The organism is Chitinophaga sp. (assembly GCF_035538455.1).
In the GTDB taxonomy this organism is placed as follows: domain Bacteria; phylum Bacteroidota; class Bacteroidia; order Chitinophagales; family Chitinophagaceae; genus Chitinophaga.
Genome location: NZ_DATLKJ010000126.1, coordinates 1 through 17242, shown reverse-complemented (window position 1 = coordinate 17242; position 17242 = coordinate 1). Strand labels below are relative to the sequence as shown.

The window sequence follows — 17242 nt, the reverse complement described above, 5'->3', positions numbered from 1 at the left end:
AGTCACCTAAAACAATTGACACAAAAGTAGCCAGCAAACCAGCCTTGACTAGTTATCAGACTATTAATATTTGTTAAATAGCGTTAATAAAACGCAGACGATGCACGATAAGATAGAGAGCACATTATTTTATACATTTACAGTATGTTCAAAAAGAAGAAAAACATCTTTCCGGCTAGCATCCGGTTCCTTACTTCTATCGCGATTATAATTGTAATCACATTTCAAGCTATCTGGCTAATTACTGAATGCAGTAAGCAGAAACAGATCCTGGTAGCGAAGGTTACCGCAGTTGCCCGATACAATTTATCAGACGCCGGGATGTACTTTTACTTCAACAAAATGGACAGTATACCTAACGAGGCAGACGTTACAATGAGACCCAATGTTACCATACCGATTGTAGACACCATAAGACCAAAACACTTCATCTTTAATAACGACACCCTGCGGGTATATACAGATGGTCAGCTAAGATCCACACTCACACACAACAGTAAAGAACTGACAGATTCTGCGTTATATAGCTTATTAAAAAAAGCAATGGCCAGGAATAAAATCCCAGTCACCTTTCATCTCCTGCATTGGACTGATAACACACTGTCGGTATACCCACAACACGATCTCCAAAAATCATTCATAGACACCAGCGTATCCTTTCTCGTTGGCAATGATGCTCACACGCGGTTTCAGCTGCATATGCACGACCTGAATTATATCGCCATTCTGCGGCTATGGCCGCTGGTAGGTCTTTCCATCGTCTACCTGGTCATACTGATAGGAATACTACGCCTGCTCAACAGAAATATCAGAGACAGCAGAAAGTTATTGGAGCTGAAGAGAAGTTTCACGTACAATATCACCCATGAACTTAAAACCCCGGTAACCACACTGGCAGCAGCTACTGAGTCACTTGAGCGGTATTATAGCCAACATGACCCGGAGACTATAAAAGACTATCTCACCATCATGAGAGAGGAACTATCCCGTATGTCTGACATGATTGATAATATACTCCTTCAGCAAAGAATAAAAGATGGGAAAGTAACATTGAGAAAACAACCGGTGAAGCTGGTAACATTGATATCCGAAGTAAAAAACAGGCTGATGATCACGCTCAACCATCATCACGCAACACTTGATACATCTGGCATACCGTCTGACCTGATTGCAGATCTCGATGTAAACTGGATGAAAGATGTCTTCACCAATCTGATTGAAAACGCCATCAAATATGCAGACGAAGATCCTATGATTTTCATATCCGCTTCACAAACAAACGGTTCTATCATTATTTCAGTAAAAGACAACGGTATTGGAATTCCGGAGAAATACATGGACAATGTGTTCGAGTCATATTTCAGGGTTCCGGAACACGAACTGGTAGTACCTAACGGACACGGACTTGGACTTAGCTACGTAAAAGAAATTATTCAATTACATGACGGTTCTATAACCATTGATAAAAAATATAAAGGCGGCACCTGTTTTATCATTGAAATACCGGCGTAAATAAAGAAGGCACCTCTTTTCAGAGATGCCCCACTATCATTAATATCAAGCATTTCAGATAGCTGTGTTATCTACTTTGGATTTAAGTTTCTCACGCACAGTTGCCGGTATTGCTGAGAATATACTATATCCTGTAGCCTTCTCTATTTCGGAAACAGAGGTTCTATAATACCCCCAGTCATGGTCGGTTACTGATTGGTTATTTGGCATATCCACGGCGATTACCCTCGTGGATGAAGTGATCCTGCTGATATCATTACTTCCATTCGGAAGCACCAGGATTACTTTCCAACAATGAGAGGGTACTACCATTTTGCCGCTGGCTATGGTTTCAGCACTGCCAACACTTCCCACACCTCTTTTGCCATAACTGCCCGCAATGATATACATCTCATTTCCATTAGCTGCCAGTTTCTGACAATAAGCTTCCAGGTGCTGCCACGTCTGCTGGTTAAGTTTAGGCGCCTGCGGAATAATGTTGGTAAGGATAAATGTGGCATCGTTATCCGCCTGACTGCCATCCCTGTCATCTGACGGACACATATGCCCCCTGTCAAATCCGGTACTGGTGTAATCAGACGTGGATGCCTTAAAGTAGCCTGAGGGAAGGCTGGCATCAGATACAAATTTATTACTACGCACAGCGCTGCCTTTCCAGGCGCTGCTCAGGTGCCAGCTTACCCAGTTCGCAATACCTCTTCCATTGTTGTAGGATAATACATACTGAGAACGCGAAACGAGGTAGTTGTTCTTATCTGAACTACCAGCTCCACTGGGATTGCCCAGCCCCATGTTATCATCGCGGGTGGCGCTTGCTTCCGTCAAAGCAGGAGCTCCGGAAGCGGAATTTGTTCCTGGAATTACAGGGGAAAGTGCTTCTTCTTTACGACAGGAGTTTGCCAACAAAACAAGGATAGCAGCAAACAATAACAGATTAATGCTCTTCATTACGGGTAGATTTGGGTTATTTAATAATAGGATATCTAAACCGGAATGAAATTAAAAGGGTTGCATTAAGCGAAAGTTAATAGGTGAACAATAAAATGTTAACCATTATATAAGGAAACCTATTCAATATCATTCATACCTGCACACAATGCGCTACCATAGCGAATTACCACGGGGGTGAATAAATTCGTAATAATTTTCCTTTAAATTCCTGTTAGAAGAGAGCTGCCACTGTTATCTGTTACTACTACCCCCGTGTACATTTACTAATAACTTCAAACCTAAAGTTTTTGATGCTTTTTAAGATTATAGAAGCATTCCATGTTATTATGAAAAAGCAATCAACAAAAAGGCTGAAACTGGAAATCATGAAGATCAACAGGCTAAGTGGCAATACCGCGACGGGTTCCCTCAGACCAAGCCTTACGATCATAATAGACACTACCTGGTACTGTTCCTTCCTGGCATGTACTAAATAGGCATTGCCCTTATGAAAGACAAAACCCCGCCTATCAGCGGGGTTTTACCAGTTATATTCAATGTTTTGTTTTTCACTGCTTATTTCTGGAAGAACAGTTTTTTCGGTGCTTCAGCGGTCAGCTCACAACGGAGTGTAGCACCGCCGCCCAGCAGTTTGGTAATTTCAGCAGCCCCTTCCAGTACCGTACATACGCTGAAATGCTCATCTTCAATCCGGGATACTACGATTTTACCAACTGTCTTCTTACGGGAGATCTTCTTCCCATCCACAGTCACTTCCACAGACTCGTACACTTTAAACTCATCTCCTTCTTTCAGATCAACAGCTTTTCCGGCGGAAAGTAATACCTTGGCAGCGTCGCCATAGGCGGTCTTTTCTTCAATAGAGGCAATGGCTGCTGTCAGCCTGAAATTATCCTTTACAAATTTGTCGAGGCGACTGCGGGTACTCATCAGCGCATCGTTGAATGCGTTCTTTCCCTTGGCGGTATTTGCAAAGTTGCCGGATGCCACCATATCGCCGGAATTAACGTCCACCACTTTTACATTGAAGATGATCTCCGTCTGCGGAGTCACTGCGGTACCAAACACGGGCAATTTGGTTTGTCTTTTATCATCCATCACGCTCACCACATTACCGACTACCAGGTACTGGGCACTCAGATCCCGCATAGCGGTAACCTGTGCATTCTCGGCTGACAGGCTCGCCACCTGGTCGAGCTTCGACCGGTCCACAAAATCAAAGCGTTTGGTACGCAGGAAAGCGTCTTCCACTGTATTCCTGATCGCATCCTGGCGGCCAGTGCTGTCCTCTCCTTTGAAAATAACACCAATAAGCGGTTTCGTCTGACCAAAGGCACAGGAAACGAGCAGCCATGCTGCGGCTGTAATAATATACTTCTTCATATCAGGTTGGGCCGGAGGCTTATCTTCCGGATTTGTTGGCTATAAGTTTTTCAGTCGCAATTTAGATCAAAAACGTATAACCAACTCCGTTATTATGTCGCCGATCAACAATACCAGGAGGTATTCATAAATTTTAACAATTTAAAAATTCATATCATGCATTCTTCTGGAATGGAACAAAGAATTTTCTACGGAGTGCCCGGGTCAGATGTCAGCTAAAAAAGTATTTTCTACGTGAAACGACAGTCCCATAGAGATTTTGCACTGAAATTATCCAGCAAAAATACCATTCGTAATGGTCAAATTAGAGGTTGTATTTCGCTTGACTTAAAAGGAACTTTATATCAGTCAAGGAGGCGTTATTGAACTTTATGTCAGCCAAGAAGATGTCATAGAATGATCAATGGGAAAGAACAATGAATAAATAATTCCGCGAACTAGTCACAGTCACCATTATAATTCACTTATGAACCAGTCTAAATCGTTACTATGGACGATCGCACTACTGTGTATTGTCCTGAATGCTACGCGCATTTATGCCCAGAGCAAAATTAATGTCAGGGGCACTGTCACGGATTCCACAGGAGCACCGTTGCCTGGTGCAACCGTCAGCGAGGAAGGAAACGTCAAAAATGGAGCAATTACCAGTCCGGAGGGGCACTTCGAACTAAATGTTCCCACCGGTAGCCGGCTGAAAGTCACGATGACTGGCTTTCAGGCAGCTTTCGCAATGGCCGGTACTTCCTCGCTTATCATTAAACTTCGTCCCGCTACCACAGAATTAACAGATGTGATAGTTGTAGGCTATGGTACGCAGAAGCGCGCTAAAATGACATCTGCCGTATCCACCATGGATGCCAAAGACATTCAGCTTATTCCTGCTACCAATCTGTCTAATACACTGGCAGGACGTCTGTCCGGTGTGTTCGTCAGCTCCAGAACAGGTACGCCTGGCATAGGCTCCAGCATCAAGGTACGGGCTCTTTCTTCATTCAGCAACAGTGCTGTTGAGCCATTGTACGTGATTGATGGCGTGGTAAGGGATAAAACCAGCTTCGATGCATTAGATCCCAATGAAGTGGCAGACATCACCATTCTAAAGGATGCCTCTTCGGCAGCTATCTATGGTTCCCGCTCTTCCAACGGAGCGGTCCTGGTAACTACCAAAACAGGCAAGAGCGGACTGGCAGTGGTCAATTTTAATGCTACCTACAACACCCAACGCGTAGGTGCACTGCCACAATACATGCCTGTAAAAGATGGTTTGAATTTAAGCAAAGCAGTTAATGGAGGCATCAGCGACGAGGAAATTAACTGGGTCCTCAAAAACAATCCCAATGGCGACAATTATTATAAAGCAGCTTATACAAATCCTTCCAGCCAGCGTTACGCCATCAGCGTTTCAGGCGGTAATGAGAAGGTCAGGGGATATGTTGGCGGATCTTATGTCAAAGAAAACGGGTTTCTGCCACAGGTATCCTATTCCAAGTATAACCTGCGTGGAAATGTACAGGCCAATCTGGTGAAAAATCTCACACTGGGCTTAAATATGTCCACCAGTTACGGTACCCGTAATCGTTTCAATTTCACCTATGACTATGGCTCCGATGACCTGAATAACCTCTGGGGCAAGCTGTTATACTGGGATGTATTCGCATCTCCCTATATTAATGGTAAACCGAATAATCCGGGATGGCTGGGCAACCCCATAGAAATGATGAAGAACGGAGGTTACTGGCGTAACAACAATCAACAGGTAGATGCCCTCGTTACAGCGGAATACAAAGTTCCCTTTGTAGAAGGGCTGAGCGTAAAAGGTACTTACAGCAAGAACTTTGATAATAGCTATGTAAAAACATTTGCCAAAAAACAAACGCTATATAACTTCAAGAAAGCCGGTCCTAATGGCCTGATCTACACAGATACACTAACTGGTGCTACCATGAGTGGCGATCCCGGCACTCCCTACTTAGGAAATACATATGACAGGTCCAACAGTTATCAGCTGAATACACAGATCAACTACGACCGGTCATTCGGCAAACATACTGTGGGCGCCCTGTTTGCGTATGAGCAGTACGAAGGTTATTCAAATAACTTCAACCTGATGCGGTATAATTTTCCGCTCGCTCCAATAGATCAGTTCCTGTACACCAGTGCAAACAATGCTGATTGGTCTACTGGTGGCGGTGAATCAGAAATTGGAAGACTATCCTATATAGGCAGGATCAATTATGACTATGATTCCAAATACCTTTTCAGCGCATCTGTCCGGAGAGATGGTTCCACCAACTTCGCACCAGATAAGCGTTGGGGCTGGTTTCCGTCTGTATCTGCAGGCTGGGTTATTTCCAGGGAAAACTTCTTCAGCTCATCTACAATTGGTCACGCAGTTGATTTCTTAAAACTGAGAGCATCTTATGCCACCACTGGTAATGATATCCTGAATAAAGATGATCCTAACAGCAGATGGAGCTGGATGGAGCAATACATTATCCAGAGCGGCAACTATTATCTCGGCGCCTCCGGTACGCCTGCACCCCGCTTAACATATGGAGGTCTGCCTAACAGCAATCTCACCTGGGAAAAATCAAATTCCACTGGCATCGGTGTGGATGCTACCATACTAAAGAACGTCCGCTTCAGTTTCGATTACTGGAAACGCAATTCCTATGATATATTAGGCAGCAGGATCTTAGCCGTCCCTACCGAGTTTGGCGCTTCCCTTCCTCCGGAAAATTATGGAAAGGTTAATTCCCACGGTATCGAAATTGAACTCGGCTACAATAACAATATCGGCAGAAACTTCAGCTATAATGTAAAGGGCATGTTCACCTATGCCACCAATAAAGTGATAAAGAAAGATGTGGCAGCCAACGCCCAGGATTATGCTAATCCTAATGGGAAAACGCTGGCATACAAATATGGATACCAGGCCTTAGGCATTTTACGCTCACAAAGCGATCTGGATAAATTACCCGCCGGTTATACCATCAACGGAGTAGCGCCTGCCATAGGGGACATGCTACTCGCTGACATCAGCGGCCCAGGCGGGAAACCCGATAATAAAGTAGACAACTACGATCAGATCGTCCTCGGCAACTACTTTGGGGCAGACAATGCGCCTATTTCCTACGGGCTGAATATCTCTATGTCTTATAAAGGCCTTACACTGGAAGCATTATTCTCCGGCCTTACCGGGTACAAAATAGCGTACAACGATCCCTGGGGCAAAGGCTTCGGCGGCGGGGGGAAAGTACCCGTATACCACGCCGATTCCTGGAGTACTGACAACCCAAATGGCACGACACCCAAATTATACCCTGGAGGAAATCCGCATTCAGCAGGCTATACCTGGACTTCTACTTTCAATGTTTATAACGGAGGCTTTTTACGGATGAAATACCTGAACATCAACTATAAACTCCCTGATGTCATCTTAAACAGGCTATCAATGAAAGATGTAAGGATCTTTGTAGCAGGATCGAACCTGTTCAACATCACAAAGTTCAAGATGTATGATCCTGAAGTTTCTCAATTCATGAGCTATCCAACTACAAAAACATATACAGTAGGAATTGATGTCAGATTGTAACAGTGTGTTCAAACTAAAAGCTAAAAAAATGAAGAAGAACGTAAATACCGCAATACTTGCCTTTCTCTCTCCTTTCTTACTGACGGGTTGTAGTAAGGTGCTCGATAAAACGAATCTCTCTGCTGTTGGCCCTGACCAGGTATGGTCAGACGTAAATATGGCAACAGCGTATTTAAATCAGATCTACTCCAAGCTGATGCCAGGGAACACATCCGGCAGCGGTAACGCAACAGACGAGGGTGTGGCTTACCAGAAACAAACCAATGACTGGTTCAGAGGAACTGCTACCATCGACTCACAAGACGATTTTGGTACTTACAGCAGCATACGCACCATCAACATTCTGCTGAGTAATATTGAGAAATCCTCAATCAGCCAGGCAGACAAGGATAAGATCAAAGGACAGGCATTATTCTGGAGAGCGTGGGCCTATCATAACCTGGTAAGCAATTACGGCGGCGTCCCGCTTATTCTTGATGCGCAAGCTCCCACTACGGATCTGACAACCCTGCAGAAGCCACGCAATAAAACATCAGAATGTGTAACACAGATCTTAAAAGACATCGATAACGCCATCGCATTACTGCCCGACGCCTTCACCGATAATGACCTCGGCAGGGTGGATAAAGGTATAGCACTGGCTTTCAAGGGCAGGGTGTTAATGTTCTATGCAAGCCCTCTGTTCAATGGATTGGGAGGCGTCGCTTCCTGGCAGAAGGCCTTCGATGCCAATAAAGCAGCCAAAGAGTTTTTAGATGGCCGCGGTAAAGGGCTATACAGCCCCTACAGCAAAATATGGGATGATGAGTTAAACAAGGAAGTAGTGATGGTACGCCGCTACAACTATCCGCAGGCTGTGTATTTCCAGGGTGGCCTGATGCCCTTAAACTGGTCCAAAGATGATGTAGGATATGATCGCCCATCCCTGGAACTCGTGAATTCATTCCCTATGAAAGATGGCTCCTCCTGGGAGTCTCAGCCCAGAAGCTTCGATACATTGTTTCTCAACAGAGACGACCGCTTTTATGCCAACATCTATTATAATGGAGCTCCCAACCAGTATTTAAAGGGAATGCGTGATGATAAAACCTACCTGTGGACATACTTCACCAGCATTACAAATTACAGCGGAACCACCGGACTTGAAGGCGTGCATAATTCCGTAACACAGGATCCACTGTGGTCTAACTCCAGCTTCTACCGCATCAAAGCGATTGATAAAACAATTGATAAAGGTACTGTCTATAATGCCGCTGTTGACTGGATTGAAATCCGTTACGCAGAAGTATTAATGAACTATGCAGAATGCGCAAATGAAACAGGCAACACCGCCATCGCACTGGATATATTAAAACAGATCAGAGCCCGCGCAGGCGTATTACCCGGTACACCCGGCAATTATGGCATTACTGCGACCATACAATCCGATGTCCGGACCGCTCTTCAGAAAGAACGTTTTGTGGAGTTCTGCTTTGAAGGGAAACGTTTGACTGACTTACGCAGATGGAAAATGTTTGGCTACCTGAGGGCCCTGCCGCAACGCCACGGTATCGCCGTATTGTTAAAAACAGGCCAGTCTGATGTAAGCCCGCTGTCTGATATCAGCACGGTGTGGAACAAATTCACATCCACGGGTATTTCAACAGATGCCGTTAATATCGCGATTAAAGATCAATATTACATTTACGGTATTCCAAAGACAATTTTAGATCGTAACCCCCTATTCAAACAGAATAATAACTGGGGAGGTGATTTCGATCCTTTACAATAACATTCCGATAGTTGATTTGACCATATATTTCTCTTTCGGGAGCAGGGGCGCCTTATCGGCGCCTCTGCCTGTTACAGAACTTATCCCTGTACTTCCCTGTTCATCACACAGCAAGACTATTTCGTCCCATTTCGATTTCATCTAACCCCGCTGGCGCGATATTGCGGGGAATATGAAAAGATCAATACAAATCTATACCCTGCTGTTAGTCTGGATCATCACCTGTAATCCGCTACATACTGTTTTTGCACAGTGCTTCGAACAGAAAACAGACAGCTTGATTCAAACGGTATTCCATGATAAAAGTGGCCCCGGCGGCGTATTTATGGTGACACAGCATGGTAAACCCATTTATCAGAAAGCCTTCGGCAAAGCCAATCTGGAACTCAATGTGTACCTCACCCCAGAAAATGTATTTCAATTAGGCTCCATGACAAAACAGTTCACTGCCATCGCCATCCTGATGCTGGAAGAACAGGGTAAGCTGCACGTGAACGATCCCGTTTCCAGGTATATACCGGATTATCCGTCAGGAGGTAAGATAACCCTGCACCATCTGCTGACACATACTTCCGGCATCAAGGATTTCACGCAGATGAAATCCCTTTCCGCTATCGCACAAAAGGTAATGACGCCCGCCATGATGGTGGACTTCTTCAAAGATGAACCGGCAGACTTTGCACCCGGCGAAAAGTTTTCCTATAACAACTCCGGCTATGTACTGTTAGGATATGTTATAGAATTAGTTTCGGGAGAACCCTACAAAGATTTTATCCAGCAACATATCTTCAACAAAGCCGGCATGCGCAATTCTTATTACGCCAGTGACAGACAAGTAATCCCTAACCGAGCATACGGATACCATAAAAAGGATAGCGTGTATGTAAATAAAACCAGCATCAGTTTCAGCGTCCCTTTCTCTTCCGGTGCATTGATGTCGACAGTCGGCGATATGCTGAAATGGCAAAACGCGATAAACACGAATCTGTTGCTCAATGCAGAAGAAACAAAGAAGGCGTTCACCAAATACAGATTAAATAACGGAGAAGAATTCACCTATGGCTACGGCTGGCACCTCAGGGAAATAAATGGTACGGCAGTGAGAGCGCATGGGGGCAGCGTTTTCGGATTTAAAACAATGGGCGTCTACATCCCCTGTGAAGACATCTATGTAATAGGGTTCAGCAACTGTGACGCCAATTCACCCACTAAAGTAACTGAAGATATTGCCGCACTGGCGTTGGATATACTAAAATCTAAATAGACATACGATAAGTATACACACATGTATCTATGTATACTTATCGTACCTGCTATGACGGTTTAGACGTAATAATATAACCCGTCACTTCATTTCACAACGCAAATGAATGTTCCCTTATAGGGCAGGGATAAACAACAACGGTTGACACGGTATTTCTATCTCGATAGCGCGCTAAGCCCTTTCTGCAAATCCTCCGCATTCATAACAGGCGTAAACTCTATCCTGGCATTCAATAACATGAAAAATGGTTCGCCGATAACCGGTATGTCTGATGAATCTTTAAGATCAAAGACAAACATCGCCGTTCTGCATCCATTCTCCGGAAGAAAATAACTCGCCTCCGGCTTTATTTTCTCCATTGTTGATTGTATAAGTTTTGGGAGAGTGCCATCCAGTATGGCTTTATTGGAGGCTTCTACTTCACAGGTGACTTTTAATAAAGTACGCATCGCAGTATTATTTAGAGATAAATAAACACTTAATATTTTGGGGTAATAGTATTTACGAGGATCCCAATAGTATAGTTTGTTATTTCTCCCCATACTGCTGTTAATGGATGGTTAAAGGCTGGTATCAGGGTGAATATGATCCCTCATCACGCTTCCTTCAGCTGGAAGTCTTCCTTCTTTGTAAAGTAGTACAAGCACAGGATCCAGGAGATAACCACCACCATATTTATCTTCTGCATCACTGGCAGAATTTGTATAAAGCTGCCGGAGTAATAGATGTAGTTATCAACATAACAGATCAGCAAACACAACACTGAAAATACTTTCAGCAGGGTAAGCCGTGATCTGAATATATAAACCACTACATAGAACATACTTAGCAGCCCGAGTGTGGTAGTAAAAGTAAGCGCAAGGTCATGATAGCGTGTAACAATGAGCATAGCAAATACCATGGCAGATACGCCACAGTACCTGATCACACCGGCAGCGCCGGGGGAAGGGATTTTCTTTGAGAAGTCGATGAAGAAAAATGCGTAGGTGATACATAACATGCACCATCCGGCGATAGCCCACGCCCGCGATGCATTCTTCGCACCGTTCAATGCCCTTTCTCCAAAAAGATTACTCAGGTAATTATGCTTCCAGTCAAAACCCACAGTAGTAGGATCAACAGATGATCCTCCGGGATAAGAGAGGAAAGCGGTAAGCAGTAATGCTACAGCCAGCAGCATACCTAGCAGCAACAAATGTCTTCTGTACATCCTGGAAGATTTATGGGGTTTAAAATCTCTTCCATGTAAGATAGCAAAAAACAATCAGCATCTGCAAGCCGGTACTTACCCCGCTATTCCTGCAACAGCATATCCCACTTACCAAGCAGCGTCATTCCTGTTGCATCGGCGGTCCGACTCAAAAGAGCCAAAGACCGCCCAATGATCCAGTCCGGCATTTTTCGTAACTGGCTCAATGATTGGCTGCCATGCGCTTGTTTATCAGCAGTACTACCCCAGGCCCCTGCTGCCACTCACGCCTGTACCCACCTGGCGCCATCATCATCATCGGGTAGCTGCCGAGCGCAATATCGCAGTCGCCGTCCCCATCGATATCAGCAGCATCCATCACCAGCCAGCGGCCCAGGTTGCCGAGGTGATTGGACAACGTCGCAAAGTGCCCGTTGTTGTTAAGATACAACCTGAACTCATCCTGTTGAATAGCACTGGTATCAGGGAAGTAAGCAATCGTTGCGATGTCTGTATCGCCATCTCCGTCGAAATCTCTCGCTACAGCCTGTGTCGCGCCATTCTGAGGAAGGAAGGTGCAGAGAGAGAATGATTGTCTACCGTTGTTATGATAGATACAGATGCCATGATAGGGTTTTAATACAGGCGAAAAATCGGCATTATCGCCACAAGTATATATAATATCCTGCCGGCCATCTCCATCCATATCAGCAAGCGCAAAATCAGTAGAGCCATACACCGGCGGGAAGCGCAGCAGCAGATGCGATGCAAAGGAAAAATGCCCTTTGTTCTCAAACCAGCGGAGCTGTTCATTACCCTGACCAAACAGGCAGAGAATATCCGGCATACCGTCCGCATTCATATCTGTAACGGCGATACGCACAGCTCCGGGCGCACGGTACAATACTACCTCTTCATATCTTCCATTGCAATTTCTCCAGACAGACAACTTACCATCATCCACACCAAATTCACAAGTGATCAGCTCTTTCAGATCATCTCCATCGAGATCATATTCCAAAGTATGCACAGGCCGGTACAGGCGCTGCAATAACACATCCCCTCTCCTCCCGGATTGCAGCCCACGCCGGGAAACGGTTCCCACCTTCTCCGGGGTTGGATTAAGCGAAGTACCGATACTTGTTTCCAATACCTGCCCACCCGCTAACTGCATATCTGTAATAACTGCCCCACCCGGGTTATACGCGCTAACAGGCACACCGGTCGCATCAATATACCATACACAATTGTTTACTGCATCAGCTGCATACAGCTGATGCACTGCTGTATCAATACGGATACTGGAGATACTGGCAGGCTTCTCCGCAGGCAACTGCACCTGTTGTATATAGAACAGCGATCCTATGTTACCACTCACCGGTACAAACACACTATCCGTGAGATGAGCAGGAGCCTGAGAAAGATAATACTGCCTGATCGCTTTCCATTCAGCCCGGCTTACTAACGGTTTTTCAGGCACCAGGGCCGCTTCCTGCGGAGACAATTTCCTATTGCCCACTTCACTGGTAATTCCCAACCGTAAGGCCATCTGTGGCAGTACATGCCGGTCCCATATATCTGCCGGCAACAATGATGGTTCCGGGAAAAGATGACAGCCCGCGCATACGCGACGGGCCGTCTGTTCTCCGTGATTGCAGGACATCAGCATAATGATGGCCAATAGCAACAGAAAACTACCTACCTTCATATATCCGTTTACGTTATTGTCTTATAAACTTATACCTGAGATTGGTTTTACCATACTGTATATTCACCATATACATGCCGGCTGGCCAGTCTCCAATGGGGATCTGCAGCTTACTGCTCCCTGCAGGCAGAAGTTTTATCTCATTGTACATACGGCGTCCTTTCAGGTCGTAGATGCCTATCTGGGATTGCTGTGCAGCCGGCAGCTGTACCTCCAGTTGGAGCGTATTGCCATACGCAGGATTGGGATACACCGTAATACCTGCATTGTCATTTAACACAAGAGCAGATTTCATTGTCATAACCTGCTGCGTTCTCTGCATACTACTTACCGTCTTTACACTGATAAAAAAGTCCTGCGTCGTGGTGTAATCAACCTGTCCACACGGACCGGGATCCGTATTCCATGCATCATAAAAGCGGACACGTATTCTCACTTTACCGGCAACAGCGGATGGCACAGTAATGCTCCGGCTTATATTCAGCACTGTACCACTGTTATCCTGCTTCGGAGCGCCCGCTGTAAATAGCAATTCACCACTGTCAGTAAAACTGCCGTTACCGTTCCAATCTGCATATACATTCACCCTCGACCATTTTGTGTTGGTGCTGTTGATCATGTTCAGCGTGAACGCTGAATCCCTGTAGACACCAATGGAATCAGCTGTATACACGCCATATCCGTTAGGTGGATAAGTACTATTGGTATAACTGATGTTATGCTGTGCCTTAGCAGTGGTAAGGGAAGTAATATAACGGTCAGTAGCATTTGTGCCACCGGCCGCGCTACAGGTCACAGCAGTACCGCCGTCGCCGCCTTTCATCAGCGAGAGATCATCAACATTTATAGCACTGTTACCGGTATTAGTCAGTGTCAGTTTGACAGTACGCATGTGGTCCGCATATTCGCTACCCGTCTTAAATGACAGTGAATCTTTGCTGAATGTAGCCGCAGCATTGCTGCTGGTGAGGAAGGTACTTTGCACCGCGCCCGTTACCTGCGACAGATTCTCCACCTTTACCTGTAAGATACCACTGCCTTTCAGCCAATAACCCAGTCGGTAATTACTGCTGTGATCCAGGAAAACGTATTGCACAACAGATTGTCCTGCTGCCAGTGCCAGTCCGCTGTTACCGGACCTTTTAGCTGTAGGTGATAAGGTGCCGCCGCCACTCCAGGGATACAGGGTTCCATATTCGAATCCTTCATTGGGCAATTCATTACCGGTAGTTACAGGCCACTGATAACCACGTATATAATCCACTTCCATGGTAGCGCTGTTGGTCATGCCAGCGGTCCAACCGTAGTAATTGCCCAGGAAGATATTCATAAAATGATTGGGCGACATATTGCTTTGGGTATTGCTCCATTCCTTCACCAGCACACCGTTGATATAATATTTTATTCCTGCAGCTGTCCAGAGCAGGCCATGCGTAGCCCAGTTCTGCTGACTGCTAAGCGTGGCGTTATAGGTAGTGAGGTTTCCCTGGAAGGTTCCGTCGGCGGCCACATTCCCGTGCATAGTAAACGGTGTGACCGTAGTAGTGGTGGCTTCGCCGCTCTGCTCAAACACATCAATTTCAAAGGCTTGTCCGCGTGGTCTTACACCTGTCACGCCGTTGTAAGTGTTACCCTGCTCCATGTAATACTTTAGGTCGGGGCCGGGTGAATCCAGCCAGTATACAACATTCAGGCCACTCGTGGCATTAGGTGTATTACTGCGTCGCACTCTGATCTCGTAGTAACCACCACGACGATTATCGAGATAGCGTTCATTTGTACGCCAGTCGTAGGTTTGAATAGATGATACTTTTCTTGTGGACCAGTAGGGTTTTGCCGGCATCGTATCATTCACCACCAGCTGGATAGTGCTGCCGTTCATAATGATGCCTGGTTGCGGCAATGAATCATGCAGCATAGCGGAGAGATTGGTACCGGATTTAAAGTCGATCGTGGAATAGTAGTTGGTAGACCATTTGTTCCTGTTAAGCAACTGATCATTGAATTCGTCTTGCCAGTAGAGCTGCATACCTGCTGGTACAGCAGCAGAACTGGGAATAGACAGGTTACTGGCTTCAGCGGGGTCCAGCGTCCATAGCTGCGAGGTGACAACAGCTGCCTGCAATGCCACAGAAGCGCCGCTTGTATTATAGGCCTCTACCCACACATTGTAGTTTGTATCTGTGGCAAGTCCGTTAATGTAATAACGGATAGTGTTAGCTGGCAACACAGCGCCGGGAGTAGCAGGCTTGATTGCCGATGCAGACCAGTACACTTTGTACCCGGTTTCGTTACCGGCATTATCCAGCCAGTTAAGGCGTATCCAGGTTCTGGTGCCGAGCGTCTTCAACTGTGATGGCGCTGCCGGTGCCTGCGCAGCGGCAGATGATGTAAAGATGGTCAGGGTCAACAGATAAGCGAGGTATAACAAAATTTTCATACCTGGTATTTTTTTAGTGAAAGAAAAATGACGGGCCGGAGTAACCTCCCAACCCGCCATGGCTTTTATCAACTAGTATCCTGTATTCTGTTTGATCAGGCCGCCGCTTTCATCAATGGCTCTGCGCGGGATCGGGTAGAATACCTTGTTGGTGTCCGCGAATGGAGATCCTTCTGTGCGCGCCCGCTGTACAAAAAGTCCCCAGCGGATAAGGTCATCTCTGCGAGTTCCTTCTGTCCATAATTCAAAGAGGCGTTCATCCTGTATCCTGCTACGGAGTTGCGCCTGTGTGAGCGAGCCATAGGCAAAGCCTGTAAGGCTGGCACGTACACGCACACGGTTGATAAGGTCTATCGCTGCGTTGGATGGCCCCCCTTGTTCATTCATTGCCTCACTGAGCAACAACAATACATCAGCATATCTCCATACCACCATATCTGTTCCCTGTGACTCCCCGCTGGCTGCGGGATCGGGACTGTACTTGACAGGTAGCGCACCGGGAAGCCCTGCTGTTTTGGCGTCCTTATATTTCAATGTACCGCTGGCATCTCTCCCTATCGGGTAGTTCTTCAGTAATACGCTGAGGCGGTCATCCTGCGGATCAAATTTCTCGTAAGTCTTCCAGGGCATCTTATATCCTCCCCAGGCCGTTAAGGCCTGGCCTGCGGGATCAAAATAGTCACCCTGTAACACATGCGCCAGCCACATATTGCTTTGATCAGCATCATTGCGGCAAGGTATGGCAAGTATGATCTCTTTGTTTCCTTCATTGTTGATGCTGAAGATATCTGCATATTTATGCTGCAACTGGTAAACGCTTCCGTCTCCCAATGCAAGCAGTTGCTGGCCGGTACTAACGGCATCGGGCCAACGTTTTTTCTGCATATACAGTTTCATCAGACCGGTTAAGGCCGCCCCCTGTGTAAACCTTCCGTAGTCCGATGTTCCATAGGCAGTGGGTAATGCCGCCGCCGCTTCTTTATAGTCCTTTTCTATCTGGCTGGTCATCCATTCGTCTGTAGGCCGGGCTACTGATGGCGCCAGCGGATCCTGTGCTGTCTTGGGATCTACTACCACGGGTACCGGTCCGTAATAACTATACAGAATGGCAGAAAAGTGAGCGCGCAAAGCCTTTGCTTCCGCAATGTAGCGCGCTTTCAGTGCAGCGTCCATAGTTACGGTATTGGCTTTGTCAATAAAAATTGTACACTCAGACACCTTCCTGATCAACGTAGTATAATGTCCGGTAATCTCTCCAAAATTCTCTGCAAAATTCAGGTCATTCATCTTCTTCCAGCCATCCCATCCCCATGAGCATACCAGCTCATCTGTGGTCATACTATTCTGCACATGCCAGGAACCATTACCACTGCCCCATCCGGCGTATCCTCCTGTCATCAGACCATTATAAAGTGCCGTGAGCGCTGCT

12 protein-coding genes are annotated in these 17242 nt (G+C 46.0%); 5 read left to right on the top strand and 7 right to left on the bottom strand.

Going from position 1 to position 17242, the window contains the following annotated elements; all coding sequences use genetic code 11:
• The first annotated feature begins 342 nt into the window (after positions 1–342).
• Positions 343–1512, top strand: a complete 1170-nt coding sequence (locus tag VM802_RS15120; RefSeq protein ID WP_325531905.1) for a sensor histidine kinase — start codon at positions 343–345, stop codon at positions 1510–1512.
• A gap of 54 nt (positions 1513–1566) precedes the next feature.
• Here VM802_RS15120 and VM802_RS15115 read toward each other — a convergent pair whose 3' ends face one another.
• Positions 1567–2460 carry a DNA/RNA non-specific endonuclease gene (locus VM802_RS15115; protein WP_325531903.1) on the bottom strand — a complete coding sequence of 298 codons (894 nt, stop codon included), beginning with the start codon at positions 2458–2460 and terminating at the stop codon, positions 1567–1569.
• A 329-nt stretch (positions 2461–2789) separates the two neighbouring features.
• Between VM802_RS15115 and VM802_RS15110 the strand changes: the two genes are divergently transcribed.
• Entirely contained in the window at positions 2790–2939 is a 150-nt protein-coding gene (locus tag VM802_RS15110; protein WP_325531902.1) for a hypothetical protein, read from the top strand.
• Positions 2940–3018: 79 nt separating this feature from the next.
• On the opposite strand, the gene VM802_RS15105 is transcribed toward VM802_RS15110, so the two are convergent.
• Positions 3019–3846: a hypothetical protein gene (locus VM802_RS15105; protein WP_325531900.1), complete on the bottom strand. Its 828-nt coding sequence runs from the start codon at positions 3844–3846 to the stop codon at positions 3019–3021.
• Positions 3847–4312: 466 nt separating this feature from the next.
• Here VM802_RS15105 and VM802_RS15100 point away from each other — a divergent pair, with 466 nt between their 5' ends.
• The 3 genes from VM802_RS15100 (at position 4313) to VM802_RS15090 (ending at position 10476) form a co-directional block, all read left to right on the top strand.
• On the top strand, positions 4313–7441 hold the full coding sequence (locus VM802_RS15100; RefSeq protein ID WP_325531899.1) for a SusC/RagA family TonB-linked outer membrane protein: 3129 nt from the start codon (positions 4313–4315) through the stop codon (positions 7439–7441).
• Positions 7442–7469: 28 nt separating this feature from the next.
• Complete coding sequence (locus tag VM802_RS15095; RefSeq protein ID WP_325531897.1) at positions 7470–9212, top strand: RagB/SusD family nutrient uptake outer membrane protein; 1743 nt, start codon at positions 7470–7472, stop codon at positions 9210–9212.
• Between the two features lie 172 nt (positions 9213–9384).
• A complete protein-coding gene (locus tag VM802_RS15090) occupies positions 9385–10476 on the top strand; it encodes a serine hydrolase domain-containing protein (RefSeq protein ID WP_325531895.1) in 1092 nt (363 codons plus the stop codon).
• A gap of 155 nt (positions 10477–10631) precedes the next feature.
• Here VM802_RS15090 and VM802_RS15085 read toward each other — a convergent pair whose 3' ends face one another.
• The 5 genes from VM802_RS15085 to VM802_RS15065 all read right to left on the bottom strand — a co-directional run.
• Positions 10632–10925 (bottom strand): hypothetical protein, encoded by a 294-nt coding sequence (locus VM802_RS15085; RefSeq protein WP_325531893.1) that lies wholly within the window; start codon positions 10923–10925, stop codon positions 10632–10634.
• Positions 10926–11071: 146 nt separating this feature from the next.
• Complete coding sequence (locus VM802_RS15080; protein ID WP_325531891.1) at positions 11072–11686, bottom strand: hypothetical protein; 615 nt, start codon at positions 11684–11686, stop codon at positions 11072–11074.
• A gap of 202 nt (positions 11687–11888) precedes the next feature.
• Complete coding sequence (locus VM802_RS15075; RefSeq protein ID WP_325531889.1) at positions 11889–13373, bottom strand: FG-GAP repeat domain-containing protein; 1485 nt, start codon at positions 13371–13373, stop codon at positions 11889–11891.
• Between the two features lie 13 nt (positions 13374–13386).
• A complete protein-coding gene (locus VM802_RS15070) occupies positions 13387–15813 on the bottom strand; it encodes a GEVED domain-containing protein (protein WP_325531887.1) in 2427 nt (808 codons plus the stop codon).
• Between the two features lie 72 nt (positions 15814–15885).
• Positions 15886–17242 (bottom strand): RagB/SusD family nutrient uptake outer membrane protein (locus VM802_RS15065; protein WP_325531885.1); only part of this gene is annotated, 1357 nt, incomplete at its 5' end.

Coding starts and splice junctions, on each gene's coding strand:
- VM802_RS15120 (WP_325531905.1), top strand. CDS start 343: ATGGACAGTATACCTAACGAGGCAGACGTTACAATGAGACCCAATGTT.
- VM802_RS15115 (WP_325531903.1), bottom strand. CDS start 2,460: ATGAAGAGCATTAATCTGTTATTGTTTGCTGCTATCCTTGTTTTGTTG.
- VM802_RS15110 (WP_325531902.1), top strand. CDS start 2,790: ATGAAAAAGCAATCAACAAAAAGGCTGAAACTGGAAATCATGAAGATC.
- VM802_RS15105 (WP_325531900.1), bottom strand. CDS start 3,846: ATGAAGAAGTATATTATTACAGCCGCAGCATGGCTGCTCGTTTCCTGT.
- VM802_RS15100 (WP_325531899.1), top strand. CDS start 4,313: ATGAACCAGTCTAAATCGTTACTATGGACGATCGCACTACTGTGTATT.
- VM802_RS15095 (WP_325531897.1), top strand. CDS start 7,470: ATGAAGAAGAACGTAAATACCGCAATACTTGCCTTTCTCTCTCCTTTC.
- VM802_RS15090 (WP_325531895.1), top strand. CDS start 9,385: ATGAAAAGATCAATACAAATCTATACCCTGCTGTTAGTCTGGATCATC.
- VM802_RS15085 (WP_325531893.1), bottom strand. CDS start 10,925: ATGCGTACTTTATTAAAAGTCACCTGTGAAGTAGAAGCCTCCAATAAA.
- VM802_RS15080 (WP_325531891.1), bottom strand. CDS start 11,686: ATGTACAGAAGACATTTGTTGCTGCTAGGTATGCTGCTGGCTGTAGCA.
- VM802_RS15075 (WP_325531889.1), bottom strand. CDS start 13,373: ATGAAGGTAGGTAGTTTTCTGTTGCTATTGGCCATCATTATGCTGATG.
- VM802_RS15070 (WP_325531887.1), bottom strand. CDS start 15,813: ATGAAAATTTTGTTATACCTCGCTTATCTGTTGACCCTGACCATCTTT.